This window comes from Pseudodesulfovibrio aespoeensis Aspo-2, from assembly GCF_000176915.2.
Taxonomy (GTDB): Bacteria; Desulfobacterota; Desulfovibrionia; order Desulfovibrionales; family Desulfovibrionaceae; genus Pseudodesulfovibrio; species Pseudodesulfovibrio aespoeensis.
Genome location: NC_014844.1, coordinates 1148664 through 1174336, shown reverse-complemented (window position 1 = coordinate 1174336; position 25673 = coordinate 1148664). Strand labels below are relative to the sequence as shown.

Annotated in this window: 21 protein-coding genes; 7 read left to right on the top strand and 14 right to left on the bottom strand. The window is 64.2% G+C overall.

The window, feature by feature from the left end; genetic code table 11:
* The 3 genes from DAES_RS05195 (at position 1) to DAES_RS05185 (ending at position 5202) form a co-directional block, all read left to right on the top strand.
* A complete protein-coding gene (locus tag DAES_RS05195) occupies positions 1–798 on the top strand; it encodes a hypothetical protein (protein ID WP_013513986.1) in 798 nt (265 codons plus the stop codon).
* 41 nt (positions 799–839) lie between these two features.
* Entirely contained in the window at positions 840–2654 is a 1815-nt protein-coding gene (locus DAES_RS05190) for a YgiQ family radical SAM protein (RefSeq protein WP_013513985.1), read from the top strand.
* Between the two features lie 139 nt (positions 2655–2793).
* Entirely contained in the window at positions 2794–5202 is a 2409-nt protein-coding gene (locus DAES_RS05185) for a methyl-accepting chemotaxis protein (protein WP_013513984.1), read from the top strand.
* A 79-nt stretch (positions 5203–5281) separates the two neighbouring features.
* On the opposite strand, the gene pstA is transcribed toward DAES_RS05185, so the two are convergent.
* From pstA to DAES_RS05170, 3 genes are all read right to left on the bottom strand, one after another.
* Positions 5282–6442, bottom strand: coding sequence for a phosphate ABC transporter permease PstA (gene pstA / locus DAES_RS05180; RefSeq protein ID WP_013513983.1), 1161 nt, complete (start codon positions 6440–6442; stop codon positions 5282–5284).
* Between the two features lie 8 nt (positions 6443–6450).
* Positions 6451–7677 (bottom strand): phosphate ABC transporter permease subunit PstC, encoded by a 1227-nt coding sequence (gene pstC, locus DAES_RS05175; RefSeq protein WP_013513982.1) that lies wholly within the window; start codon positions 7675–7677, stop codon positions 6451–6453.
* A 139-nt stretch (positions 7678–7816) separates the two neighbouring features.
* On the bottom strand, positions 7817–8857 hold the full coding sequence (locus DAES_RS05170) for a PstS family phosphate ABC transporter substrate-binding protein (RefSeq protein ID WP_013513981.1): 1041 nt from the start codon (positions 8855–8857) through the stop codon (positions 7817–7819).
* Between the two features lie 192 nt (positions 8858–9049).
* On the opposite strand from DAES_RS05170, the gene DAES_RS05165 reads away from it, so the two are divergent.
* Together DAES_RS05165 and DAES_RS05160 are read left to right on the top strand one after the other, a co-directional pair.
* Positions 9050–10273, top strand: a complete 1224-nt coding sequence (locus DAES_RS05165) for an SGNH/GDSL hydrolase family protein (RefSeq protein ID WP_236608466.1) — start codon at positions 9050–9052, stop codon at positions 10271–10273.
* Between the two features lie 211 nt (positions 10274–10484).
* Complete coding sequence (locus tag DAES_RS05160) at positions 10485–12056, top strand: sigma-54-dependent Fis family transcriptional regulator (protein ID WP_013513979.1); 1572 nt, start codon at positions 10485–10487, stop codon at positions 12054–12056.
* A gap of 152 nt (positions 12057–12208) precedes the next feature.
* Here the strand turns inward: DAES_RS05160 and DAES_RS05155 are convergent, their stop codons facing one another.
* The 11 genes from DAES_RS05155 to nifH form a co-directional block, all read right to left on the bottom strand.
* On the bottom strand, positions 12209–12454 hold the full coding sequence (locus tag DAES_RS05155) for a hypothetical protein (RefSeq protein ID WP_013513978.1): 246 nt from the start codon (positions 12452–12454) through the stop codon (positions 12209–12211).
* A gap of 139 nt (positions 12455–12593) precedes the next feature.
* Positions 12594–13865 carry a NifB/NifX family molybdenum-iron cluster-binding protein gene (locus DAES_RS05150; protein ID WP_013513977.1) on the bottom strand — a complete coding sequence of 424 codons (1272 nt, stop codon included), beginning with the start codon at positions 13863–13865 and terminating at the stop codon, positions 12594–12596.
* A gap of 55 nt (positions 13866–13920) precedes the next feature.
* Positions 13921–15309: a nitrogenase component 1 gene (locus DAES_RS05145; protein WP_013513976.1), complete on the bottom strand. Its 1389-nt coding sequence runs from the start codon at positions 15307–15309 to the stop codon at positions 13921–13923.
* Positions 15302–16687 (bottom strand): nitrogenase iron-molybdenum cofactor biosynthesis protein NifE, encoded by a 1386-nt coding sequence (nifE, locus tag DAES_RS05140; RefSeq protein WP_013513975.1) that lies wholly within the window; start codon positions 16685–16687, stop codon positions 15302–15304. The genes DAES_RS05145 and nifE overlap by 8 nt, the downstream gene beginning before the upstream one ends.
* Positions 16688–16806: 119 nt before the next feature.
* Entirely contained in the window at positions 16807–17106 is a 300-nt protein-coding gene (locus tag DAES_RS05135) for a (2Fe-2S) ferredoxin domain-containing protein (protein ID WP_013513974.1), read from the bottom strand.
* 31 nt (positions 17107–17137) lie between these two features.
* Positions 17138–18343 carry a NifB/NifX family molybdenum-iron cluster-binding protein gene (locus DAES_RS05130; RefSeq protein WP_013513973.1) on the bottom strand — a complete coding sequence of 402 codons (1206 nt, stop codon included), beginning with the start codon at positions 18341–18343 and terminating at the stop codon, positions 17138–17140.
* Positions 18344–18429: 86 nt separating this feature from the next.
* Positions 18430–19803 carry a nitrogenase molybdenum-iron protein subunit beta gene (gene nifK / locus DAES_RS05125; protein ID WP_013513972.1) on the bottom strand — a complete coding sequence of 458 codons (1374 nt, stop codon included), beginning with the start codon at positions 19801–19803 and terminating at the stop codon, positions 18430–18432.
* Positions 19804–19815: 12 nt separating this feature from the next.
* Entirely contained in the window at positions 19816–21453 is a 1638-nt protein-coding gene (locus DAES_RS05120) for a nitrogenase component I subunit alpha (protein ID WP_013513971.1), read from the bottom strand.
* Between the two features lie 21 nt (positions 21454–21474).
* Positions 21475–21849 (bottom strand): P-II family nitrogen regulator, encoded by a 375-nt coding sequence (locus DAES_RS05115; protein WP_013513970.1) that lies wholly within the window; start codon positions 21847–21849, stop codon positions 21475–21477.
* Position 21850: 1 nt separating this feature from the next.
* On the bottom strand, positions 21851–22198 hold the full coding sequence (locus DAES_RS05110; RefSeq protein WP_013513969.1) for a P-II family nitrogen regulator: 348 nt from the start codon (positions 22196–22198) through the stop codon (positions 21851–21853).
* Between the two features lie 44 nt (positions 22199–22242).
* Positions 22243–23070 carry a nitrogenase iron protein gene (gene nifH / locus DAES_RS05105; protein WP_013513968.1) on the bottom strand — a complete coding sequence of 276 codons (828 nt, stop codon included), beginning with the start codon at positions 23068–23070 and terminating at the stop codon, positions 22243–22245.
* A 335-nt stretch (positions 23071–23405) separates the two neighbouring features.
* Between nifH and DAES_RS05100 the strand changes: the two genes are divergently transcribed.
* Positions 23406–24539 (top strand): LeuA family protein, encoded by a 1134-nt coding sequence (locus DAES_RS05100; protein WP_013513967.1) that lies wholly within the window; start codon positions 23406–23408, stop codon positions 24537–24539.
* Positions 24540–24567: 28 nt separating this feature from the next.
* Entirely contained in the window at positions 24568–25518 is a 951-nt protein-coding gene (locus DAES_RS05095; RefSeq protein WP_013513966.1) for a hypothetical protein, read from the top strand.
* The last annotated feature ends 155 nt before the right edge of the window (positions 25519–25673 follow it).

Here is a 25673-nt window from a genome sequence, read left to right as displayed (position 1 = left end):
ATGGACGCAAACCTGATCCTCGGCCTGGCCGCAGGCTATCACTACGGCGACATGCGCCCCTTCCTGGCCTCCCTCGGTGAGTCGGGCTTCAGGGGCGTATGCGTGCTCTTTGTCTCGCCCACCACCCGCGATCTGGATCGCGTGGGGGCGCACGGGGTCACGGTTCTGCCCATGCCTCTGCCAGCCGGACCAGACACCCTGCCCGCCAACGCCCTGCGCTATTTTCTCTATCGCGATTTCCTGCTTGGCTCGGCCATCCGCTACCGCCGCATCCTGCTCACCGACGTGCGCGACGTGATCTTCCAGGCCGACCCCTTTGACGCAGGCTGGGCCGACGGCCTCAACTGCGTGCTCGAAGACCCGCGCACCACCATCAGCCAATGCCCGCACAACAGCCGCTGGGTGCGCCAGCACCAAGGCGAAGGTGCGCTGGCCTCGGTAGCGGACAGCCCCGTATCCTGCTCCGGCACCGTGGTGGCCGACCACGACGCCATGCTCGGCTATCTCGACGCCATGATCCGGCGGCTGATCCCGTTCACGCCCGGCGAGCGCATGGCCGGATACGACCAGGGCGTCCACAACGTCCTGGTACACACGGGCGCGTTGCCGAGCCTGACCCTGCACGACAATGACGGCCCGGTCCTGACCCTGGCGTCCACGGCGGGCGAACCCGCGGTGGACGCGCAGGGCCGTGTGCGCAACGCGCGCGGCCAGATCCCGGCCATGGTCCACCAGTATGACCGCAAACCCTCCCTGTTCGCCCGCATCCGGGCGCGTCACGCGCCCCCGCGCCCATGAATTGTATGGACCAAACACCGCCCTTGGGCCATCATCGTGCCATGACGCCCGCCGACCCGCTCCGCCGCCCCCGCACCGCCATTGCCCAGCCCCTGGTCCTGCCCATGACCCGTCAGGAGATGGACCGCCTGGGCTGGGACGAACTGGATATCCTCCTGATTACCGGCGACGGCTACGTGGACCACCCGTCCTTTGGCGCGGCACTCCTGGGCCGCTGGCTGATCCATCACGGCTACCGCGTGGGCGTGGTGGCCCAGCCCCGATGGGACACGCCCGACGACGTGGTGCGCATGGGCAGACCCCGCCTCTTTGCCGGGGTCACCGCAGGCTCGCTCGACTCCATGCTCGCCCACTACACGGCCTTTCGCAAAAAGCGCAGCGACGACGCCTACACCCCCGGCGGCATGGCTGGCAGCCGCCCCAACCGGGCCTGCATCGCCTACGCCAACGTGGTCCAGCGCGCCTTCCGCTCCCTGCCAGTGATCCTGGGCGGCATCGAGGCGTCCCTGCGCCGCATCTCCCACTACGACTTCTGGGCCGACTCCGTGCGCCGCTCCATCCTGCTGGACAGCAAGGCCACAGCCATCACCTACGGCATGGCCGAAAACTCCATCGTGGCCCTGGCCGACGCCATTGCCGACGCCTTTGACAATGCGGAAGACATGGACTTAAAAACCCTGCGCCCGCTCCTGGCGCGCATTCCGGGCGTGGTCACCGCCGGGGCCAGCGGCGATGTGCCGGACTTCGCCCCGGTCATGGAGCTGCCCTCCCACGAGGATATCCTGGCCGATCCCCAGGCCCTGATCCGGGCCACCCTGCTCCTGGAGCGGCAAGTGCACCAGAACCGCGAGATCGCGGTCCAGCAGAGCGGCGACAGGCTGGTCATCCTGACCCCGCCCGGCCCGCCGCTGGATACGCGCGGCCTGGACAAGCTGGCCGGGCTGCCCTTCACCCGGCTGCCCCACCCTGCCTATGCGGAGCGCATCCCGGCGGCGGACATGATCATGACCTCCATCACCACCCATCGCGGGTGCGCGGGCGGCTGCTCCTTCTGCACCCTGGCCCTGCACCAGGGGCGGCAGATCCGCTCGCGCAGCCGGGCATCGCTCCTGCGCGAGGCCGAGGCCGTGACCAGAGTGCGCGGATTCGGCGGCAGCATCAGCGACGTGGGCGGCCCCAGCGCCAACATGTGGGGCGGACGCTGCGCCTCGGACCAGTCCGCCTGCGTCCGGGCGAGCTGCCTCACCCCCGCCGTGTGCAAGCATTTCACGGTCAGCCAGTCCGACTTCCTCGACCTGCTCGACGGCGTGGCCGCCGTGCCCTCGGTCAAACACGTGCGCGTGGCCAGCGGCTGGCGCATGGATCTGGCCCTGACCGACATGCCACCCCTGGCCCGGCTCATCCGCACCTACGTGGGCGGTCAGGCCAAGGTCGCGCCCGAAAACATGGCCGAGCATGTCTTGAAACTCATGCGCAAGCCGACCTTTGACACCTTTGAGCGGTTCCTCGACGTCTTTGAGCGGGAATCGAAAATTGCGGGCAAGCGGCAGTATGTCATCCCCTACCTGATGAGCGCCTTTCCCGGCTGCACGGACGACGACATGCGCGCCCTGGGCCAATGGCTGCGCGACAGGGGCTGGAAACCGGAGCAGGTGCAGTGCTTCATCCCCCTGCCCGGCACCGCAGCGGCGGCCATGTACCATGCCGGGACAGACCTCAAGGGCAACCCCATCCCGGTGGCAAAAACCGATGCCGAGCGGCTGCGCCAGCATGGGCTGCTCATGCCGACCACTGGCAGGCCCGGCCCAGGGAAATCAGGCGGGAAATCCCGGCCAGGCCAAAAAAAACACTCCTGATTTCAGCCTGTTCCAGCCGGAAACAAATTCACCAGATTGTAACATCCCTTTGTGACAACGGTCACACTTCCCAGCTTATGAGCTACAGGCAGAAATCAGGGTTTCCGCCTTCAACCTCATAATATTTCAGGGACGTCACATGACACGCCTCGGATTCCGCAGCAAACTCTTCATCGTCTCCATCTCCATCGTGGTCATCACCATCGTATGCATGTCCATCGTCAACTTCTGGCAATCGCGGCGCGCCTATCTCGACAACGGCCTCTCAACCCTGGAAAGCGTCTCGGCCACCCTGCACGAGACGGTCATGCTCCAGGACGACCTGGCGAGAAAAAAGATCGGCTCGGACCTGAACGTCCTCAAAGCCATGATGGGCGTCAGCGGCCTCCCAATGTTCGAGGTCCTCTATGACGTCGACATGACCGTGCGCGACCAGCACACTGGCCAGACGCGCGATATGGTCCTGCCCGCCTTCAAGCTCGGCAGTCACTATCTGCACGAGTCCACTCACCTGACGGACTCCGTGCTCAAAACCGCCGGAGTGGCCTCGTCCATACTCCAGTTGCACGACGGCATGCTCATCCGGGTCAGCACCACCATCGCCGGTCCCGATGGCCGACCTGTCCGGGGGCTGGCCATGCCCGCCGACAGCGAGGCAACACGGACCGTGCTCACGGGCGAACGGTACGAGGGCATGAGCCGCATCGACGGGCGGTCCTACGTCACGGCCTATGATCCAATCCGCGATTTCGACAGCAAGGTTATCGGCGCGCTGGAGGTGGCCCATCCGGTCATCCCGGATGAACTGGCCCAATACATCGGAAAGGTAACCGTGGGCGGCAAGGGATTCTCATACGTCTTCAGGCCCGATGGAGCCTTTGACGTTGCCCCCCTTGATCCTGACCTTGCACAGTCCGTGGTCGCCGCCACCCTGGGCAAAAACGGTTCCGACCCGACCACCGGACTTCTGGAGACCGGCAACGGCGCGGTCCATTCCCGCGTTGTCCGCATAGAGCCATGGGACGCCTATCTCGCCACCAGCGTGACCAACGCCGAACTGCTCGACGGCGTGGACGCGCGCATCATCCGGGGTGCCCTGGCCAGCGGCGCCATACCCCTGATCCTGGCCATTGGCATCATCTGGCTCATGAGCCGCCAGCTCATGGCGCCCATGAACCGGCTGGCCGCCGTGGCCGACGAGGTGCGCCGGGGCAACTTCGAATGCGATTTCGATTACCGCGCCAACGACGCCATCGGCAGCACCGTGACCTCGTTTCGGCACATGGTGCAGGAGATGAAGACCCAGCTCGGCTTCAGCCGGGGCGTGCTGGCGGGCGTGACCATTCCCTGCGCCGTGGTGGACCTCGACAACCGGCTGACCCATTTCAACCAGGCCGCCGTGAGCATGTTGGGCAAGCGCAAGACGCCTGACAAATATCTCGGCCTGTTGCTCAACGAGGTGGTCTACCACGACCCGTCGCGCAGGACCCTGACCCAGGTGGCCATGGAGAAACGCAGCCAGTCCGAATGGGAGATAGACCTGACCCGCGACAACGACAACGCCACCGTGACCCTGCATGTGGTGGCAACGCCCATTTACGACCTGGACAACGAGCTCATCGGGGCCATCACCATCTGGGTGGACCTGACCGAGGAGCGCACCCAGAAGCGGGCCGTGGAGGCCAAGAACGCGCTCATTGAGCAGGCCGCGCGCGATGCCAACGAGATCGCGCGCAACGTCTCGGCAGCCACGCGCAGCCTGGCCGAGCGCATCGACGCCGCCAGCGACGGGGCGCGCAAACAGCGCGACCGGGCCGAAGAGGCGTCCACCGCCATGGAGCAGATGAACAAGACCGTCATCGAGGTGGCGGCCAATGCCTCGAACACGGCGCGCATGGCCGAGGAAACCCGCGAACTGGCGCGCTCCGGCGAGGACGTGGTGGGCAGGTCCGTGGCCATGATCCGCGACGTGCACGAGCAGTCCGCCGGGCTGCGCAGCCAGATGGCCGAACTGGGCGAGCACGCCAGGGGCATCGGCGCGATCATGGGCGTGATCACCGACATCGCGGACCAGACCAACCTCCTGGCGCTGAATGCGGCCATCGAGGCCGCCCGGGCGGGCGAGGCGGGCCGAGGCTTCGCCGTGGTGGCCGACGAGGTGCGCAAACTGGCCGAAAAGACCATGAACGCCACCCACGAGGTGGGCGAATCCATCAAGTCCATCCAGAAGAGCGCCAAAAACAGCATCGAGAGCACGGACACGGCCAACCAGGCGCTTGAGGCCTGCCGCGAGCTGGTCGAGCGCTCCGGCACCTCGCTTCAGGCCATTGTGGGCAAGGTCGAGGAATCAGTCGCCCAGGTGCGCAACATCGCCACTGCCGCCGAGCAGCAGGCCGCCACCAGCGAGCAGATCAACCGGGCCACGGACACAGTCAACACCATCGCGGGCGAGACCGCAGAGGCCATGCAGGAATCCGCAGCTGCCATCCAGGCGCTCAACACCCTTTCCGAAGACCTGCGCACGGCCATTGACAGAATGCAGAACTGACCGCCGGGTTCATCCGCCAAAAAAGAGGGGGCATGCCGCGATGCGGCATGCCCCCTCTTTTTGACGATCTGGATTCAGGCTACCATTTGGTCTCGTACTTGTTGCGCAGGTAGATGGCGACAGCGTTCATGGAGAGCATGACCGCCAGCAGCACGATGATGCCCGCCGAGGTGCGCTCGGTAAAGGCGCGCAGGGAATCCGAGGACCAGGTGTATATCTGGGCGGGCAGAACCGTGGCTGCGGAGGTGAAACTGGTAGGGGCATCCGGAATGTAGGCCATCATGCCAACGATAAGCAGCGGCGCGGTCTCGCCGATGGCCTGGGCCAGCCCGATGATGGTGCCGGTCAGGATGCCGGGCAGCGACAGGGGCAGCACGTTGGTCAGCACCATCTGCCAGCGGGTCGCGCCCAGGGCCAGCGAGCCCTCGCGGATGGAATCGGGCACGGCGCGGATGGCCGCACGGGTCGAGATGATGATCACCGGCAGGGTCATGAGCGCCAGCGTCAGACCGCCAGCCAGGGCCGAGGATCGAGGCACCCCGAAGAAGTTGATGAAGATGGACAGGCCGAGCAGTCCGAAAAGGATGGACGGAATGGCGGCCAGATTGTTGATGTTGACCTCGATGACCTGCATGATCCGGTTGTTGGGCGCGAACTCCTCGAGATAGATGGCGGTCATGACCCCGGTGGGAAAGCTGAAGAGGAAGGTAATGATGAGCACGTACATGGAGCCCACGGCAGCGGCCCATATGCCCGCCATCTCCGGCAGCTTGGAATCGCCGTTCTCGAAGAAGCCGATGTTGAAGGCGAGTCTGGCCCTGCCCTCGGCCCGCATGGTGTCCACGATCTTTCTCTCGTCTTTCTTGAGGCGGTTGGGCTTGCCCTTGAGGTACTGGTCCACCTCGGCCTCGGCCAGGACCCATTTCTCCTCGGCGGTTCCGAGCAGCGAGCGGTCCTCGCGCATCTGGTTTGGTATCAGACGGGTGAAGCCCCGACTGACCAGAGGGCTCACATCGTCGTCCAGGGCGTAGTCGCCCATCTTCCTGGCCTCGTCCACATAGTGCACCTCCACCAGCAACTCGGCCTGTTTGAAGGCGCTCAGGGCCGTGGTGATGATGTCGGTGAAAAAGAAGACGAGAAACGCCGCGGCCATGAGGATGGCGGTGTAGGCATAGGTCCTGAACCGCTTGTCGCGGCTGGCCCTTCTTTTCAATACTTTGGGATCGATGGAGTATTTCATACTGTCGCCTATTCGTACTGTTGTCTGAACCGGCGGATGACCACCAGCGAGATGACGTTGAGGACCAATGTGACCACCAGCAGCACCAGCCCCAGGCCGTAAGCGGAAAGAGTTTCCGGGCTGTCGAATGCCTGGTCCCCGGTCAGGGCGTCCACGATGCGCACCGTGACCGTGGTCATGCCTTCAAGCGGGTTCCATGTCAGGTTGGCGCGCAACCCGGCGGCCATGACCACGATCATGGTTTCGCCAACTGCCCGCGATACGGCCAGCAGGAAGGCGGATATGATGCCGGGCAACGCGGCGGGCAGGATCACGGTCTTGATGGTTTCCGAATGGTACGCGCCCATGGCCAGCGAACCTTCGCGCAACGAGTTGGGCACCGAGGTGATGACATCGTCGGACAGGGACGACACAAAGGGAATGATCATCACGCCCATGACCAGACCGGGGGCCAGGGCGTTGGTGAAATCCGCCTGCAGGCCGACATACTCCGCAGCCCGGACCACCAGGGGGCTGACCGTGATGGCCGCAAAAAAGCCGTAGACCACAGTGGGGATGCCAGCCAGGATCTCCAGAGCGGGCTTGGCGATCTTGCGGAAGGTGGGCGAGGCATACTCCGCCGTGCAGATGGCAGCGAAGAGACCGATGGGGATGGCCACCAGCATGGCGATAGCCGTGATCATGAACGTGCCCGCAAAGAGCGGGATGGAGCCGAACATGCCCTTGACATCGGAATCGCCCGCCGAGACGCCGTCCGGGCTCCAGGAGGTGCCGGTGATGAAGTCCCAGACGCTGACGATCTCGAAAAAGCGGATGGCCTCAAAGACCACAGACAGGACAATGCCGATGGTGGTCAGGATGGAGACCAGGGACGCGACGAAGAGCATCTTGACCACCATCTGCTCGACGATGGCCCGGGCGCGCAGACTGGGCTTGACGGTCAGCACTCCCACATACAGTCCGCCTGCGGCCAGGGCGATGACCGTGGACACCAGCGCGGTTCCTGGCACTTCCACCACACCCGTCAACTGAAGCACGGCGGCGACGAACGAGGCCAGCAGAGCTGGCGAGAGGGTGCAGATGGTGGCGTACCAACCATAACTGCCGGGTGTCGAATGAAATTTTTCGCCCTCGAACTTGACCGAGAACGTTCGCCTGGTCGCCAGAAAGTAGGCGACCACTGCGAGTGGGATCAGCCCGCAAACGAGATAGAGAAAAATGGTTCCTGTTTCCACGGTGGCCCCTGCTCAGGCTGCCCGGACACGCGGCTTCCGCCGCCCGGAACACCCTGCCTTTTGTCTGTCTTCGATTCCACGACAACGTCGAAGGAGACCGGACCGCTGCCGGGCCGGTCTCCTTCGGGTCAGGATGCAATTATTTCTTGAGGTCGTCCAGGGTCAGGTTCTTGAGAGAGAGCACGTCCTTCTGGACCTTGGCGCGCATGTCGTCGGCCAGGGGCACCAGTCCGATGCGCTTGAGCAACCCCTTGGGGCCGATCATCTTGTCGCTCATGAACAGCTCGACGTATTCCTTCATGCCGGGAACCTTATCGAGGTGGGCCTTCTTGATGTAGAAGAACAGGGAGCGGGAGATGGGGTACTTGCCGCTGGCAATGGTTTCCGGCTCGGGGAACACGCCATTGATCTTGGCGCCGACGATGCGGTCGGAGTTCTCACCCAGGAAGGAGTAGCCGAAGATGCCGAAGGCGTCCTTGTCCTTGGTCAGCTTCTGAACAATCAGGTTGTCGTTCTCGCCGGCAGGCACGTAGATGCCGTCCTGGCGCACGGCACTGTAGTTCTCGCCCTTGCCCTTGGGGGCGATGGCGTCGTACAGGGCACCGTTGGCCTTGCCGAAGTGACCGAGAACCATCTCGGCAAAGGCGTCACGGGTACCCGAGGAGGTCGGCGGGCCGTAGAAGATGATCTTGCGCTTGGGCAGGGCCGGGTTGATCTGGTCCCAGGTGGTGTAGGGGTTCTTTTCGAGCTTGCCGTTCACAGGCACCATTTCCATGGTGGCCAGGGCCAGCTCGTCCATGGTGATGGAGAACTCGCCATTCTCCTTGTTCTGGGCGATGGCGATGCCGTCGTAGCCGATCAGGGCCTCGGTGATCTCAGTGACACCAGCGGCGGTGGCAGCCTCGAACTCGGAGGACTTCATGCGGCGGGAGGCGTTGGTGATGTCCGGGGTGTCCATGCCGGCACCCTGAATGAAGAGCTTGAAACCACCGCCGGAACCGGTGGACTCGACAACCGGGGACTTGAACTTGGAGGTGGCGCCCAGTTCCTCGGCCACATAGCTGGAGAACGGGTAGACAGTGCTGGAGCCAACGACCTTGATCTGGTCGCGGGCATGGGCCATGCCGGCACCGAAGGTGATGACGGCGACAGCGACGAGCAGCTTGACAAATTTACGCATTGAAGGGTCTCCTCAGAAAATAAGATTTATGAAAGTGGAAATCCGTGGTTGGCATGGGCAGAGACTAGCCCGGCTCTGTTACAGCACAATGGGGTCACTGTTACGCTTTGGTGACATGTTACGCGGGCCGTTCGAAAGCCCTACCACCGCCAGCCACCCCTCATGTCCTCGACCAAACCTGCCGATATGACGATGGATTCCAGTCAAAAACAGGATAACGCCAACCAGGGGACACGCGCCATGCTCTACTTTCTTGGCAACTGCCAGGCCGATTTCCTCAGCCGCGCCATGGCAGGACGCGGCTTCGAGGCCATCTATCGCGTGCTCGCCTCGCCCCTGACTCTGCCCAGCCACCACGGCATTCCCGAATCCCTGGCCCGCCTCGACCGGACCATGGGCCTTGGCAACTACTTTCACGGACGGGAGCTCAAGCACCAGTTCCAACCCATCGGCCCGGACGACCCGGAACCCGCACTCATCGTCATGAGCCTTTTCCACGAGAATACGCCGCTTTTTGTCCACGACAAGGAGAAATACGTCTTTTACATGGACCCGCGCGCCCTGACTGACAACCAGGAGTTGATGGCCTGGGCCCAGGCGGAGTGCCGCATGTTCGAGCCCAATCCGGCCACCTACCTCAAGCGCTACGGAGAGATGCTGGCCCGCGTCAGGGCCGATTTTCCGTCGCCACCCATCCTCGTGCTCTCGCGGCTGACCCCGTATCCCGCGTTCGGCCCGGAGCCGTTCTCATATCTCAAGGGATGGACCGAAGTGTCGCGCGGGGCCATAGACACCCTGCGCGGCTGGAGCCGCAGCCTGCCGGGCGTCCATGTCATCGACATGGACCGCGTGTTCGGCGGCATCTGGGCCGACTCGGACAAGCGCATCGAGACCCAGTGCCCGTTCCTGAAGATCACCCTGGAAGAAAAAGACGGACAGGTCACCGGCCTGCGCGCCCGGCGCGACATCGAGCACATCGCCTCCATGCCCGACCGGCTGGCCGACACCGTGACCCGGTTCCTCGAAACCGGCGCGGTACAATACCGGGAGAACGAGACCGTGCCGGCCCAGTGGCGGGCGCACTGTCGTCTCACGCGCCTGGACGACGATGCGCTGCTCAAACGGCTCGCCTCCGGGGCCAACTACCACAGTGCCGAGGCCGTGGGCGCGTTCTTCCTCGATCTCGACCGCGACCACACCGACCTGCTGGTCCTCGCCCGCGAGCGCATGCCCGTCTGCCACATGACCCTGCACATGATCAAGGCCTACGGGCGCATCCACCGCAACCCGGCCCTGGCCCTGTGGTGCGACGCCCACCTGGAGGCGGCCCGCGCCTTCACCGCCAACGGCCCCCTCTATCAGACAGCCTACATCGACCGCGTCACGGCCATGCGCCGACACTGCCTCGGCCACTGATCCGCCTTGATCGACAGGACTCCCCCCTGCCAGCCGCTGCCGCCGACCGACCAGCTATTATCGTCCCCGCATATTTGCAGATATGTATACTCGCGGCGCGAATATTACATTTTTGTATCAAAAATGCTGCTCGCCTGAATAGCTAACTATCTGTTTTTTAAATATTTTTCCACAAAACCCATTGTGGCACTGCCTTTGCTTACCACAGGCCATGGCTCCCACTGTCCACGGACTCAAACTCTCGGCCCTGCTGGCCATCTGTCAGGTCATCGATCAGGCTCTGCATTTGGAGTCGGCCCTGGACGGCGTGCTTGGCATCCTGTCGGAACTGCTGAGCATGCAACGCGCCACGGTCACGCTCTACGATCCCGAAACCGGACACCTGTCCATCAATGCCTCCTACGGCCTGACCCGCGAGGAGAAGCAGCGCGGCGTCTACCGGCTTGACGAGGGGGTCACGGGCCGCATCTTCCAGACCGGCGAGCCCTACTTCGTGCCCGATATCGACAAGGAGCCGCTGTTTCTGGACAAGACCGGCTCGCGCAAGATCCGCCGGGGCATGATCTCGTTCATCGGGGTGCCCATCGTCCTGCACGGCGAACCCATCGGCGTGCTCAATGTGGACCGGTTGTTCGAGGACGAGATCGCCTTTGAGGAGGATGTGGATTTCCTCAAGGTGGTGGCCACCCTCATCGCCCAGTTCATCAGCCTCAACGAGAAGATCATGGAGCGCGAGGCTGTGCTCAAGCGCGAGAACACCTCGCTCAAATACCAGATATCCAAGAACACCAAGGGGCCGTACATCGTGGGCCAGAGCGCGCCCATGATCGAGGTGCAGCGGCAGATCGAAAAGGTCTCGCCCACCAGGGCCACGGTGCTGCTGCTCGGCGAGTCCGGGGTGGGCAAGACGCTCATCGCCCGCATCATCCACGAGATTTCCGACCGCAAGGGGCACCCCTTCATCAAGGTCAACTGCGCCTCCATCCCGGCCAACCTCCTCGAATCCGAGCTGTTCGGCCACGAGAAGGGGGCGTTCACCGGAGCCACGAACACCCGTCCGGGCCGCTTCGAGGAGGCGGACAACGGCACCATCTTCCTCGACGAGATTGGCGAGTTGCCCATGGGCCTGCAAGCCAAGCTGCTGCGCGTGATCCAGGACAAGGAACTGGAACGCCTCGGCTCCAACCGCACCCGCCACATCGACGTTCGCATCCTGGCCGCCACCAACCGCGACCTGGGCGATCTGGTGGAGCACGGCCAGTTCCGGCTTGATCTCTACTACCGGCTCAACGTCTTTCCCATCCGGGTGCCATCGCTGCGCGAGCGAAAAGACGACATCACCGGTCTGCTCAACCACTTCCTGAGCGAAGTGGCCGAGAACTACGGGCGGCACATCCACTTCACCCCAACCGCCCTGGACGCCCTGATCCGCTACGACTGGCCCGGCAACGTGCGCGAGATGCAAAACCTCATCGAGCGGCTGGTCATCATGGCCGACACCGAGCGCATCAGCCTGGAATTCCTCAAGTCGTACCTTGCCCCAGGCCAGATCGCCACGGTCCAGGAGGCGCTCCATTCAAACGGCGAGGGGCTGCACTGCACCTCGCTCAAGGAGGTGGAGCGCAACGAGGTCATGGCCGCGCTGGAGCGCAGCGGCTGGGTCCAGTACAAGGCCGCCGAGGCGCTGAGCCTGTCCGCCCGCCAGATGGGCTACCGGGTCAAGAAATACAACCTGGAAAGCATGATCGCCGAAGGAAGGGCGCGCCTTCGCCGCATGCGCTGAGGCCGATGCGCCCTGAACAATTTTCCCGCCACACACCTCCCCCATCAGCGATGCGCCCCGCCAGTCCGTGACCGGCGGGGCGCATCCGCATGAAACCAAAAGACGCCCCCGCGCACGTGCGCGGGGGCGTCATGGCACATGTTCAGGAAAGGCTATTCCGCAGGACCGAGGGTGCGGACCGAGGCGATCTTGTCCCAGTCGTAATAGGTGTTCATGGCCACGCCATCCCTGACAGCGGTGACGCGGATGAACTCCTCGCCCAGGAAGAGGGTCGCAGCCTCGTACACCTCGCCTTCATTGACCTGAATCTTCACATCCTTGCGCAGCTTGCGGGACATGGTCCCCTGCACCGGCCTGGACGCGTACTCGAACACCTTCTCAAGCGTGGCCCTGTTCATGTCTTGACTCCTGTGGTTGTGGGTGACACACCCCCGTGCCTCGCACGGGGGTGATAGCCCGGCGCGATGCTCTCCGCCGATGCCCCTACTGTGACGAATCCGGCGGATTGCGCCGAAACCGGGCGTTGCCTGACAAATTTTAGCCGCAGCTGACGCCCGTGCCGGTGCAGCAGCCGCCCGCGATGCCGCCGCGCCGTCCCTTGAGCGCCTTCAGGTCGCCGGTTTCATAGATCGCCCGGAGCGCGTCCTCGATAAACCCGGTGACGCTGTGCGGGGCCACGCCGTGTTCCTCCAGCAGCATCCTCGGCGTCTCGCCCATGGCCGCAGCCACGACCGCGCGACAGTCCTTGAGCAGCGCGGCCAGATCGGCCCAGCGCTGCGGGCCGCAGCCTGCCGCCGGGGCCTGCCGCTCCTCGATCAGGCGGTAGCCGCTCCCGTCCGGTCCCCATATCTGAAAGGTCTTGGCCTCGCCCAGGTGCTGGTTGACCAGCATGCCCTCGCGGGTGGCCACAGCCACATGGGGGCGCGCAGCCCCGGCCTCCAGGGGCTTGAGCTTGGCACATGCCTGGAGCGTGCCGCACAGGGCTGCGGACTGGTCGTTGCCGAGCAGCCCCACAGCATCGGCCCGGCACCGCTTGCAGTGGGTCATCTGGCTGATGAACCCGCCCGCCTCCTTGCGCAGGGGCAGGACCACGTCGCGGCCCGGCTCGGGCAGTTCGGCAAAGGGCGTGTCCTGGGTGGGCTTGAGGGGAATCATGTTCTGGATGTCCGCCCCCAGCGCGGCGGTGACGCGGGCCACCTCCACAAGATGGCCCTCGTTGACGCCGGGGATGATGATGGAGTTGATCTTGACCACGATGCCGCGCTCCTTGAGCCCCCTGATGGCGGCCAGCTGACGCTCAAGCAGCAGGGCCGCACCCTGCTCGCCCCGGTAGACCACGTTGCCGTCCTTGACCCAGGCATAGATCCTGGCCCCGATGGCCGGGTCCACGGCAGAGATGGTGATGGTCACGTGGGACACGCCCAGGGCCGCGATGTCGTCCAGATATGGAAGAATGCCCATGCCGTTGGTGGACAGACAAAAGAGCAGCTCCGGGTGGCGCTCGTTGAGCAGCCGCATGGTCTCGATGACCTCGGCGGGATTGGCAAAGGGATCGCCCGGTCCGGCGATGCCGGCCACGGTGATACGCGGCTCCTTCTCAAGCACCTTGTCCATGTACTGCGCGGCCTGGAACGGCTTGAGTATGCCGCTGGTCACGCCAGGGCGCGACTCGTTGACGCAGTCGTACTTGCGGTTGCAGTAGTTGCACTGGATATTGCACTTGGGGGCCACGGGCAGGTGGACCCGGCCACAGGTGCCAGCGGTTTCCTTGTTGAAACAGGGATGCCTGGTGATGTCCTTGGCGGCCATGATATTGCTCCTGTATTCGTGAATCCATGTCGGAAAGTGAATGAAAACCAAGCTGTTAAAGGTAGCCGTAGCCCACGTCGCTGTCGGTCTGCTTCTTCTCAAGCAGGGTGTTGACGATGCGGTCGAAGAGTTCGAGCGCGCCCCGGTAGCCGAGGTGGAGCCTGCGCTGGCCGCCGAACCGGTCGTGGATGGGAAAGCCCACGCGCACCAGCGGGACGTTCCACCCCCTGGCATAGGTGTACCCCTTGGAATGACCGACGAGCAGATCGGGCGCCAGCGCCTCCGCCTCCTCAGCCATGTCGTGAAAATCCACGCTCTCGCGCACTTGCGGGGCGATCCGGGACACGCCTTCAGTGACAGCGGCCACGGCCCGCTCAAGCCCCTTGCCCCGCGATCCGGTCCCGGCCAGGACCACGTCCACGCCGATCTCGGCCAGCAGCGCGCACAGGCCGACCACCAGATCCTCCTCGCCGTAGACCACAGCCCGCTTGCCAAAGACGTACTTGTGGCCGTCCACAAAGGCGTCCACCAGCCGACCGCGCTCCAGCTCATAGCGGCGCGGCATGGGCGTGCCGGTGACAGCCTCAAGCGTCTCGAAAAAACGATCGGACTCGCGCAGGCCCATGGGCAGGCCGATGCGGTGGTTCTTGACGCCGAAGGAACTCTCCAGGCTGACCCCGCCGGTCTTGGCGGGCAGGCAGCGGCCAAACTCGATGGTGGCCCGCGCCCCGGACATTTCCCGAATCTCGGCCACGGGCGTGCCGCCAGAGGGAATCTTGACGTAGTCCTCCAGGGCCGGACCATCCAGGGTCTCGGAGATGTCGGGCAGGATGGTGGCATGGACGCCAAAATCGCGGCAGATGTCCTTCAAGTGCCGGATGTCCTCGCAGGAGACCATGTTGGGCAGGATGTTGACCCGGCCCGTATCCGCCGCCTTCTGCGTACAGAGCTGCTCAACCAGGGAGCGCACCGCTCCGTGCCAGCCGTCGGTGTGGGTGCCGCTGTAGCTGGGGGTGGAGACATGGACGATATCCGGCAGGTCGAGATCGCCGAACTCCTTGCGGAACTCGTGCAAAATCCTGGGCACGTCGTCGCCGATGGTCTCGGTCAGACAGGTGGTGGCCACGCCCACCAGGGTCGGCTCGTACTTCTTCATGACGTTGAGCACGCCCTTCTTGAGGTTCGGCCCGCCGCCGTAGATGGCGTTCTTCTCGCCAAGCGCCGAGGACGCGATGTCCACCGGCTCGCGAAAGTGGGAGATGATGTAGCGGCGCATGTAGGTGGCGCACCCCTGAGAACCGTGCAGGAAGGGGATGGCCCCCTCCACGCCCCGGAAGGCCATGGACGCGCCCAGAGGCGTGCACAGCTTGCAGGCGTTGGTGGTGGAAACGTAGTTGGGCCTGGCTGCGCTCTTGGCCCCGGTTTTGACGGCGGACTTACTCATTGACGGCCTCCTGTTCGCGCTTGACGGCGCGGCCCGCGCGGCGCGGGACAAAGTTCCAGACTGGGCTCATGGCCGAGGCGTGGACCTCGCGGGCAAAGTTGAGCATGCCCACGAACCCTTCCAGGGCCTCCTTGCGCTCGTGGTTGTGGTCGCAGAATCCGACGCCGAGCTTGTGGGCGATGGGCCGTTCCTTGACCCCGCCCACAAAGAGGTCCACGTCCTTTTCCTTGATGAAGGCCGAGAGCTCCAGCGGGTTGGCGTCGTCCACGATGATGGTGCCGGGGTCGGTGATCTGCTCCAGCTCGGCGTAGTCTTCCTTGGTGCCGGTCTGGGAGCCGACCATGACCACCTGCATGCCCAGGTGGCGGAACGCCTTGACCAGGGAGAACGCCTTGAAGGAACCGCCCACGTACATGGCCACCTTCTTGCCCTCCAGGTCGCGGCGATAGCACGCCAGCTCGGGCATGAGCCGGGCCAGCTCGTCGCGCACCAGCTCCTGGGTCCGCTCCACTATGCCAGGGGCGGTGTCTTTGAAGAAATCAGCCACCTGATAGAGGGAGTCGGCCATGTCCTCGATGCCGAGGTAGGAGACGCGCAGGAACGGGATGCCGTATTCCTCCTGCATCATCTTGGCGAGATCAAGGGTGGCTCCCGAACACTGGACCAGGTTCAGGGCCGCGCCGTGGCATCGCCCGATATCGGCCACGCGCCCGTCGCCAGTGACGTTGGCCACCACCTCGACCCCCATGCGCCGGAAGTAATCACGGATGATCCATATCTCCCCGGCCAGGTTGAAATCGCCGAAAATATTGAGTGAAACCTTCGATATCCCAGCCGTGTCGCCAGTGCCGACGAGCTTGAACATGGCCTTGCAGGCGGCCAGATACCCTTCCCGCTTGCTGCCCTTGAACCCTTCGGACTGGACCGGCAGCACCGGGATGCCCTTCTTCTGGCTCATCTTGCGGCACACGGCCTCCAGGTCGTCGCCGATGATGCCCACGATGCAGGTGGAGTAGACGAACGCGGCCTTGGGGCCGTGACGGTCGATGAGTTCGTCGAGCGCGGCTTCGAGCTTCTTCTCGCCGCCGAAGATGACATCAGTCTCCTGAAGGTCGGTGGAGAACGAGAGGCGGTGCAGTTCCGGCCCGCTGGAGAGCGCGCCCCGGATGTCCCAGGTGTAGACCGCGCAGCCGATGGGGCCGTGGACCAGGTGCAGGGCGTCGGCAATGGGATAGAGCACCACGCGCGAACCGCAGAAGACGCAGGCCCGCTGGCTGACGGCCCCGGCCAGGGATTCGCGGTTGCAGGCGATGTCGATGGCGCCCTCGCCAGTCCTGTGGATCTGATTCTTCCTTTCTTCCAGTATGCTCGTCTTCATGGCTTCCTCTGCTGGCTGAACGCTTGTTGTTTCCTGCCTTGCGGGGTGCCCGGCCCCGCCGTCCTGCCCCATCGTTCGGGCCGGACGGCGCGGGCCGAGCCAGGGACTCTCTCAATTCCCTACAGCGCGAACTCTGCGCACTGCTCGCCGGCTTCCAGGCCGTCGAGGATAGCGTCGATGGCCTCCTCGCTGGCAACGCCCTTGAACCACCAGTTCTCAGGCTGAACGACCATGATGGGGCCGGACTCGCACTGCTTGAGGCAGGTGGAGGCCACCACCTGGGCGTCGATGCCCCGGTCGAGAATCTCCTCTTCGATGTACTGGAGAAAACCATCGGTCTGCTTGTGACAGATACCCTTGGGATCGCCCTGGGCGCGGAAGCTCTGACAACAGATGATCATTTTTGCGGGGGTAGCCATTTTTCTCGTTCTCCTTATATATGTTGCGCCGCTACTTGCGGCCCCTTCCCTTTCTGCCGCCGCCGTAGAGCGCGTCCACGGTCCCCTCGATCTCGCCTTCGGTGATCAGGACGGCCACGCCGCGACGGCTCAAAATCTCCCTGGGGCTTTCCCCGGCGCTGGCCGCGAGCAGGGCGAAACAGTCGCCCAGCGTGTCGGCCAGGGTCTCCCACCGGCTGGTCCCGCCCCCCGGCTCCGGGGCGTCGCGGGTTTCGAGCAGACAGGCCAGCCCGTCCTCGCGCGGGCCGTAGATGAGCAGCTTGACCGCGTGGCCCAGGTGCAGGTCCACGTCCATGCCGCTTGCGCTGGCCACGGCCACGTTGGGCCGCCCGGCAACGGGCCGGGGCAGCGTCGCCGACGCCACCACCGACGCCACCGCCAATGCCATCATGGAGGCATCCCCCTTTTCCAGGCCGACCAGATCCCGCCCACACTCGCCCCAGGAGGGCATGAGGCTGATGTGGCCGGCCACCCTCTCGCGGACCGAATCGAGCAGGTCCATGTCCGGTCCGGACACGGCCTCGGCCCTTTTCCCGCCCTCTTCTCCGCCGGGCCAGAAGGGAACCACGGCCATGATCGACGCGCCCAGCCCGGCCATGGTCCGGGCGATGGTTTCCACGTGATCCGCGTTGTGGCCGGGATAGAGCGTGGTGTTGATCTTGACGGTCAGTCCGGCCTCGACGAACGCGGCCACGGCCTGACGCTGCTCGTCCACGAGGGTCCGGGCAGCCTGGGGCAGCGGCACGGTCCGGGTGGAGGGACGAATCCAGGCGTACAAACCCTCGGCCACCCCGGCGGACACGGCGTCCGACAACACGGTGACGTGGGACAGGCCCAGCGCGGCCAGCTCCCCGGCCACGGGCGCGCCGCCCATGCCCACGGTGGTCAGGCACAGCCCCATGTCCGGGTACTTGTCCCGGACCAGCCGCAGGGTGCGCAGAGTCGTCTCGGGCGTGGCCAGCGGGTCGCCGGGGCCGGTGATGCCCACCATGTCCACGGCCACGCCGTGCTCCAGCGTGCGGTCGACCAGGGCCAGCCCTTCTTCAGGTGTCATGGCCGGTGTTGCCGCCGGGGCCGGGGCAAAACGGATGCGGGTGTTGGCGCGCGGGGCCACGGGCAGGTGCAACCGGCCAACAATCCGGCGCGAGCCGTTCCCGAAACAGGGATGCAGAGAGCTGAAGGAAGAAGTGGTCGCCATGTGTCCGCCTTGTCTGGTCGCCTTGCGATCTGAAATTCGGCCTGCGGCGGAGGGGAGGTGACCCCCGCCGCGGGCGCACGGTATTGTTAGAGGACGAGTTCGAAGGAGGTTTCCGGATCGTCGCGGTCCTTGCGGTCGAGGAACAGGTCGAGCATCTTTTCGAGCAGACGCAGGCCACCCCTGTAGCCGACCGTGGGGAAGTACTGGTGCCCCTGGCGGTCCAGGATGGGGAAGCCCCAGCGCAAGAGCGGGATGTCCTCGTCGCGGGCGATGTACTTGCCGTAGGAGTTGCCGATAAGCAGGTCCACGGGCTCGTTCTTGATCCACTGGTGCATCAGGAACATGTCGCCCTTGGCCTTGACCTTGACCTCGAACGGCCTGCCAGCGCAGATATCCCGGATGCGCTCCTCGAACTTCTTGCCCGGCGTGCCGGTGACCACGTAGGCGGGCTGCATGTCGAGGCTGACCAGGAACTCGCACATGGAGATGAGCTGGTCCGGGTCGCCCCACAGGGCCACGCGCTTGCCGTAGAAGTACTGGTGCATGTCGGAGATGAGGTCCACGAGCTGACCGCGCTCCACTGCCACGGCGTCGGGCACGGTCACCCCGGCCACGGTGCGCAGCACATCGATGAAGCGGTCGGTGGCAGCCAGGCCAAAGGGCATGTCGAGCACGGTGCACGGCACCTTGCACTTGGCGTCAAGCCAGCGCGCCGCATCTGCCGAGCACCACTCGCCCATGGCCAGGGTGGCCGTGGCATCGCCGCTGGCCTTGAGTTCCTTGATGGTCACGCCGCCGTCCGGGAACATCTTGTACTCGCCAGTGAGCGGGGCATCGAGCACGCCGGAGGTGTCGGGGAACACGGTCACGGGCACACCGACCAGGGCGGCCAGCCGCTTGATCTCGGCCATGTCCGAGGGCTCGACCCAGCCGGGAATGATGTTGACCTTGCCGCTCTTTTTGCCCGAAGGCTCGGCCAGCTGGGCCATGGCCTTGACCATGTTGGAGAAGCCGGTCACATGGGAGCCGACGTAGCTGGGCGTGGGCGCACCCACCAGGGTACACCCTTCGGGCACCTTGCCCTCCCTGCGGGCCTTGTCGAATATCTGGTTGAGATCGTCGCCGATGGTCTCGGAGAGGCAGGTGGTGTGCACGGCGATGACTTCCGGCTCATAGACCGTGAAGATGTTGTTGATGGCCTGAAGCAGGTTGGCCTGGCCGCCGAACACCGACGCGCCCTCGGTGAACGAGCTGGTGGCTGCCGAGACCGGCTCCTTGTAGTGCCGGGTCAGGGCCGAGCGGTGGTAGGCGCAGCATCCCTGCGAGCCGTGGCTGTGCGGCAGGCACCCGTGTATGCCGAGCGCGGCGTACATGGCTCCGATGGGCTGACAGGTCTTGGCCGGATTGATGGTCAGGGCCTTGCGGTCAGCGACTTCCGTTGGTGTGTGTCTGAGTAGCATGTCTCTTGTCTCCTATTCCCAGACGAACGTGGCCGTCAGTTCGGGGTTCTGCTGCCAGGGCGCCTTCATGTAGCTCCAGACCTTGCTGCTCACGAGCCTGTCGATTTCCTTGTAGAAATTGACCGCGCCCTTGAACCCCGCATAGGGGCCGCCGGAGTCGTAGCTGTGGAGCTGCTTCATGGGCACGCCCAGCTTCTGGATGGAGAACTTCTCCTTGATGCCCGCACAGAAGATGTCCGGCTTGAGGAGCTCCACCAACTTTTCGGCCTCGTACTGGTTGAGGTCGTCGATGATGATGGAACCCTTGTCCATGTCCCTGTTCAGGCCGTCGTAATGCTTGAACTTGTACCCGGCGTCCTCCAGGGCCTTGATCTCTTCCGGGGTCTTGCGCGCCCGGTAGAGCTTTTCGTCGGCCTCGACCTCGATCTCCTCGATGTTGCGCGAGTCGGCGTCCACGGTCAGGCTCGGAATAACCTCGCGGCCCTCGTAGTCGTCGCGGTGACCAAACTCGTACCCGGCGGACAGGGTCTTCATGCCCATTTCCTGGAACAGTTCGTTGTAGTGATGGGCACGGGAACCGCCCACAAAGAGCATGGCGGTCTTGCCGGTGGTGCGGGTCTTGACGTCCGCGGCCACTGCCTCGACAACGGGCAGCTCCTCGGCAATGACGGCCTCGATGCGATCGACAAGGGCCTTGTCGCCGAAGTACTGCCCGATCTTGCGCAGGGACTTGGCCGTGGCCCCGGCCCCGATGAAGTTCACCTTGATCCACGGGATGCCGTATTTGGTCTCCAGCATGTCAGCCACATAGTTGATGGAGCGGTGGCACATGACCGCGCTCAGGTCGGCATGCTGGGCCGAGGCAAACTGCTCGTAGGACGAATTGCCCGAGAAGGTGGCGATGTTGGTGATGCCGCACTTCTTGAGCACGCGGTCGATCTCGAAGCCGTCGCCGCCGATGTTGTACTCGCCAAGGAGGTTGATCTTGTACTCGCCTGCGGGCGGGGTCTGGTTCTCGCCCACGAGATGGGTGAAGACCTGGTTGTTGGCGATGTGGTGACCGGCGGACTGGGACACGCCCTTGTACCCTTCGCAGGAGAAGGCAAAGACGTTGCAGTCGCCGAATTTCGCCTTCATCTTCCTGGCCACGGCGTGGATGTCGTCGCCGATGAGCCCCACCGGGCAGGTGGCGAAGACACAGATGCCCTTGGGGTGGAACAGGTCGTAGGCCTCCTCAATGGCCGCCGCCAGCTTCTTCTCTCCGCCGAAGATGATGTCCTGGTCCTGCATGTCGGTGGAGAAGCAGTAGGGCATGTAGTTTTCGCCGGTCTCGCCCGCGTCGGTCTGGTTGCGCCGTGTGAGCCAGGAGTAAAAGCCGCAGCCGATGGGGCCGTGAGTGATGTTCAGGATGTCGCGGGTGGGGCCCATGATGACGCCCTTGCAGCCCGCGTAGGTGCAGCCGCGCATGGTGATGATGCCGGGAATGGTGCGGACGTTGGCCACGATCTCGGACGGTGTCTCGCTTTCCTGGGCCTCGTTGATCATTATCTGCGTGGCGCGCTTTCTCGCCACCTTGGGAGGATACTTCTTGAGAAGCTCTTCCTTGATGTCGGCGGGGTTGAACTGTACCGCCTTCTTGGTCTTTGCCATTTCACATTCTCCTTGCAGGGCTTAGGCTATGGACTTCGCGCCCTTTTCACCGGTGCGCACACGGACTGCGTCGCTGATGGGCAGGACGAATATCTTGCCGTCGCCGGGCTTGCCGGTGCGGTTGACCTTGGCGATGGCCTCGATCACGTCCTCGACCATGTCGTCCTTGACCACCACCGTGACCATGCGCTTGGGATAGAGCTTGCCCTTTTCCCCGAGCACGGCGGCGGCTTCCTCGTAGCCGCTCTCTGCGCCCTGAAGCACGCCGGAATTGACAAACCCCTTGCCCCGTCCCTGCGCCTCGTGGGCGAAGAAGGCATCGACCCCGGCAGCGGTCAGCGCGGCCTTGGTCCGGTTCATCATGTCCATGCGCACCACTGCGATCACTTCCTTCATGCTACGCCTCCTCGGCAGCGGCTGTGTCATGCACGCCGGAACTGATGGTGTAGACATCCTCCACCGGGGAGACGAATATCTTGCCGTCGCCGAACGCGCCCTTCACGCCGGAGCGCGCCGCTTCCATGATGGTGGAGATGACGAAGTCCTTGTCCGCCTCCTTGACCACGCTCATGAGCATGGTCTTGGGGATCTCGTCGTAGGTGACTTCGCCTATCTTGATGCCGCGCTGCTTGCCGCGCCCGGCCACGGAGTATTTGGTGACAGCCGGAAACCCGTTGTCCATCAGGGCTGCCAACACGTCGTCGGATTTTTCGGGGCGCACAATGGCTCTGACCATGATCATCATTTTACATATCTCCTATCATTTTGATTTTAATTGATTTTGATTAACTAGGCTTCCATGATGCCGTAGTCGAGAAGCAGCTGTTCCAGATCTTCGATCTCAAGGGGGGTGGGCACCGTGAACATCGTGTTCCCGTCAATGGCCTTGGCCAGCCCGCGATACTGATCGGCCTGGGGCACGGTTCCGTCCCACTCGATGACGGTCTTGCGGTTGATCTCGGCGCGCTGCACGTCGTTGTCGCGGGGGACGAAGTAGATCATCTGGGTGCCCAGCTTGTTGGCCAGCTCGGTGATCAGGTCGGCCTCGCGGTCGGTGTTTCGGGAGTTGCAGATAAGGCCGCCCAGACGCACCCCGCCGGATTCGGCGTACTTCATGATGCCCTTGCAGATGTTGTTGGCCGCATACATGGCCATCATCTCGCCGGAACAGACGATGTAGATCTCCTCGGCCTTGCCGTCGCGGATGGGCATGGCGAAGCCGCCGCAGACCACGTCGCCAAGCACGTCGTAGAAGGCGTAATCCAAGCCCTCGGACTCCTCGTAGGCGCCCAGGGATTCGAGCATGTTGATGGAGGTGATGATGCCGCGGCCCGCACAGCCGACACCCGGCTCGGGTCCGCCGGACTCGACGCACCAGGTGCCGCCGAAACCGGGCTTGCGGATGTCGTCCAGCTCCACGTCCTCGCCTTCCTCGCGCAGGGTGTCGAGCACAGACTTCTGCGCCAGACCGCCCAGCAGCAGGCGGGTTGAGTCCGCCTTGGGGTCGCAGCCCACGACCATGATCTTGCGGCCCATCTCGGCCAGACCGGCCACAGTGTTCTGCGTGGTGGTGGACTTTCCGATGCCGCCCTTCCCGTAAATCGCTACTTTCCTCATGATTTTCCTCCAAAGGGGTTTGTTCGCGTTGATGCCCTCCCTAGGCAAGGCCCGTGCCACATGAAGTATTGAATCATAATATATTGAAATAACTTGACTTTATTACTTATCTATCGCTGACAGGCACCCCACACAAATGTAGGTTGCGACACGGCTGACCTACCAAGAGTGTTGCTTCCTACAAAAACGTAGGCGAACCGCCGCAGGAGGAAATTCAATGAAAACGCTTTTATTCCTGGATGTTGCAAGAATCCGATTGTTTGGCACCCTTCATGCTCAGGTGGTGCAGGGAAAGCCTGTAACCAAGAGACAGCCTGGAACCAGGGGACACGATCATGCTCATCGACACGACACTCAGGGAAGGTGCCCAGCTCTTCGGAGCCTATTTCACCCTGGACACGCGGGAAGCCATCATCGCCGGTCTGCTCGACCTCGGCGTGGAGGAGATTGAACTGGGCTGGGTGGGGCAGGAGGGACTCGAAACCCTGGTCCGAACCATGCGCAAGCGGGCGGGCGCAACGCGCCTGAGCGTCTGGTCGCCCTGCCGCGAGGCGGACGTGCGCGCCGCCGCCGGACTGCCGGTGGACTGCGTCAACATCGGGGTGCCGGTGTCTGACGCGCACATGGAGAAACGGCTGGGCATGGACCGGCAGGCAGTGCTGGAGCGGATCACCTCCACCGTGCTGGCTGCCCGGCTCATGGACGTCAGCGCCGTGTCCGTCGGCCTGGAGGATGTTTCGCGCAGCGACCTGGGTTTCGCCCTGACCGCCGCCCTGACCGCTGCCGAGGCCGGAGCCTCGCGGGTGCGCCTCTCGGACTCGCTGGGCATCCTGACCCCGGTGCGGATGCAGGCGCTCATCGACCTGTTCCGGCCCGCCCTGGACATTGATCTGGCCGTGCACTGCCACGACGACTTCGGCATGGCCACGGCCAACGCGGTCACGGCCCTGGACGCGGGCGCGGACTATGCCGACGCCAGCGTGCTTGGCATCGGCGAGCGGTCAGGCATAGCGGCCACCGAGGAGCTGGCCGCCCATCTTTGCCTCAACGGAAACAACAGCCCCTGCCGCCCCTATCGAACCGACGGCCTGCGCGCCCTGTGCCGCTTCGTGTCAAAGGCAGCCGGAGTGCCGATCCCCAGGACCAAATCCATTGCGGGCGATGACATCTTTGCCTGCGAGTCCGGGCTGCATGCCCACGCCCTGAGCAAGTCGCCGGACCTCTTCGAGCCCTACGATCCGGCTCGCATCGGCGCAGGTCGGCGCATCGCCGTGGGCGGCAAGAGCGGACGCGGGGCCGTGGTCAACGCCCTGGCCGATTTCAACCTGCACTGCCCGGACACAGCCATCCCGAATCTTGTAAACACCGTCCGCCAGCGGGCCTGGGAACTCAGGCGGCCCTTGACCAGGACGGAATTCGCCCGGCTGACCGAAGGATGCCGCGACTCTGAAAAGAACCGCCAATCATGACCCCCCCCACTTCAATCAAGGAGCGACCATGCAGCCCATCACCACCGCATACGGCGTCATTGAGGCGACCGGCAGACAGGAACTCTACGCCAGCGGCGCACTGCTCTCCTGCCGTCCGGGAGTCGCCTGCGCCCTTGAAACCCCGCTGGGGAAACTGATCCCGCAGCACACCACCGACGATTTGCGCAAAAAGGAAGTCCAGCCCGTGGTCTTCCACGAATCGGGCCGGTTGAAATCCCTGCCGCTGGAGACGCAGACCATCGTCTCCACCCCGGCGGGCGACATCCCGGCGGAGATGCTCACCTTTCATCCGGACGGCTCCCTGAGCCGGGTCTTTCCGCTCAATGGCAAGCTCTCGGGCTACTGGGGCCAGGACGACGAGGCCGGACTGGCCGCGCCCCTGACCCTGCTCACCCCGGTGGGCGTGCTGACGGCCATGGTCATCGGCGTCGGCTTCCATCCCTCCGGGGCCATGCGCAGTCTGACTCTCTGGCCCGGCCACACGGTCTCCATCCCCACCCCGGCGGGCGTGATCGAGACGCGTATGGGCGTGGCCTTCCTGCCCAACGGCACAATCCGCTCTGTCGAACCGGCCAGGTTCACCCCGGTGGAGACCCCTGCCGGAGAGATCGCGGCCTTTGATCCCGACGCGGTGGGAGTCAATGGCGACACCAATTCCCTGGTCTTTCACCGCGACGGCTCAGTGGCCAGGATCGCCACCATCCTGACACGGCTGACCGTGGCCGCCCCTGACGGGCGCACCGCCCTCTTTACGCCCAAGGAACGGGAGAGCCTGTGCGGCGACACCGAGCGAGAGATGGTGCCCATGGTCGTCGAGTTCACCCCGGAAGCCGTGACCGTGCGCGTTGATCCCGACACCCCGGCCACGCGGATTCCACGGGCCGGACACGCCTTCTTCAGCGCGCCCTGGCTACCGCGGCTCGCCAACCCCTTCGGTCAACTGCGCTGCTCCATCTGATCCCCTGAACACGCCTCCCTCCAGAAACCGACGGGCGCGACACTTCGCGCCCGTCGCTCGCCCCCTGCCCTCAAACGTCCCCCTCTCGTCCGGTGCCGAACCTTGGGCCAATCAGAATTGCTTCCCCGCCCGCCGCCTCTGATGCTATAGAGACA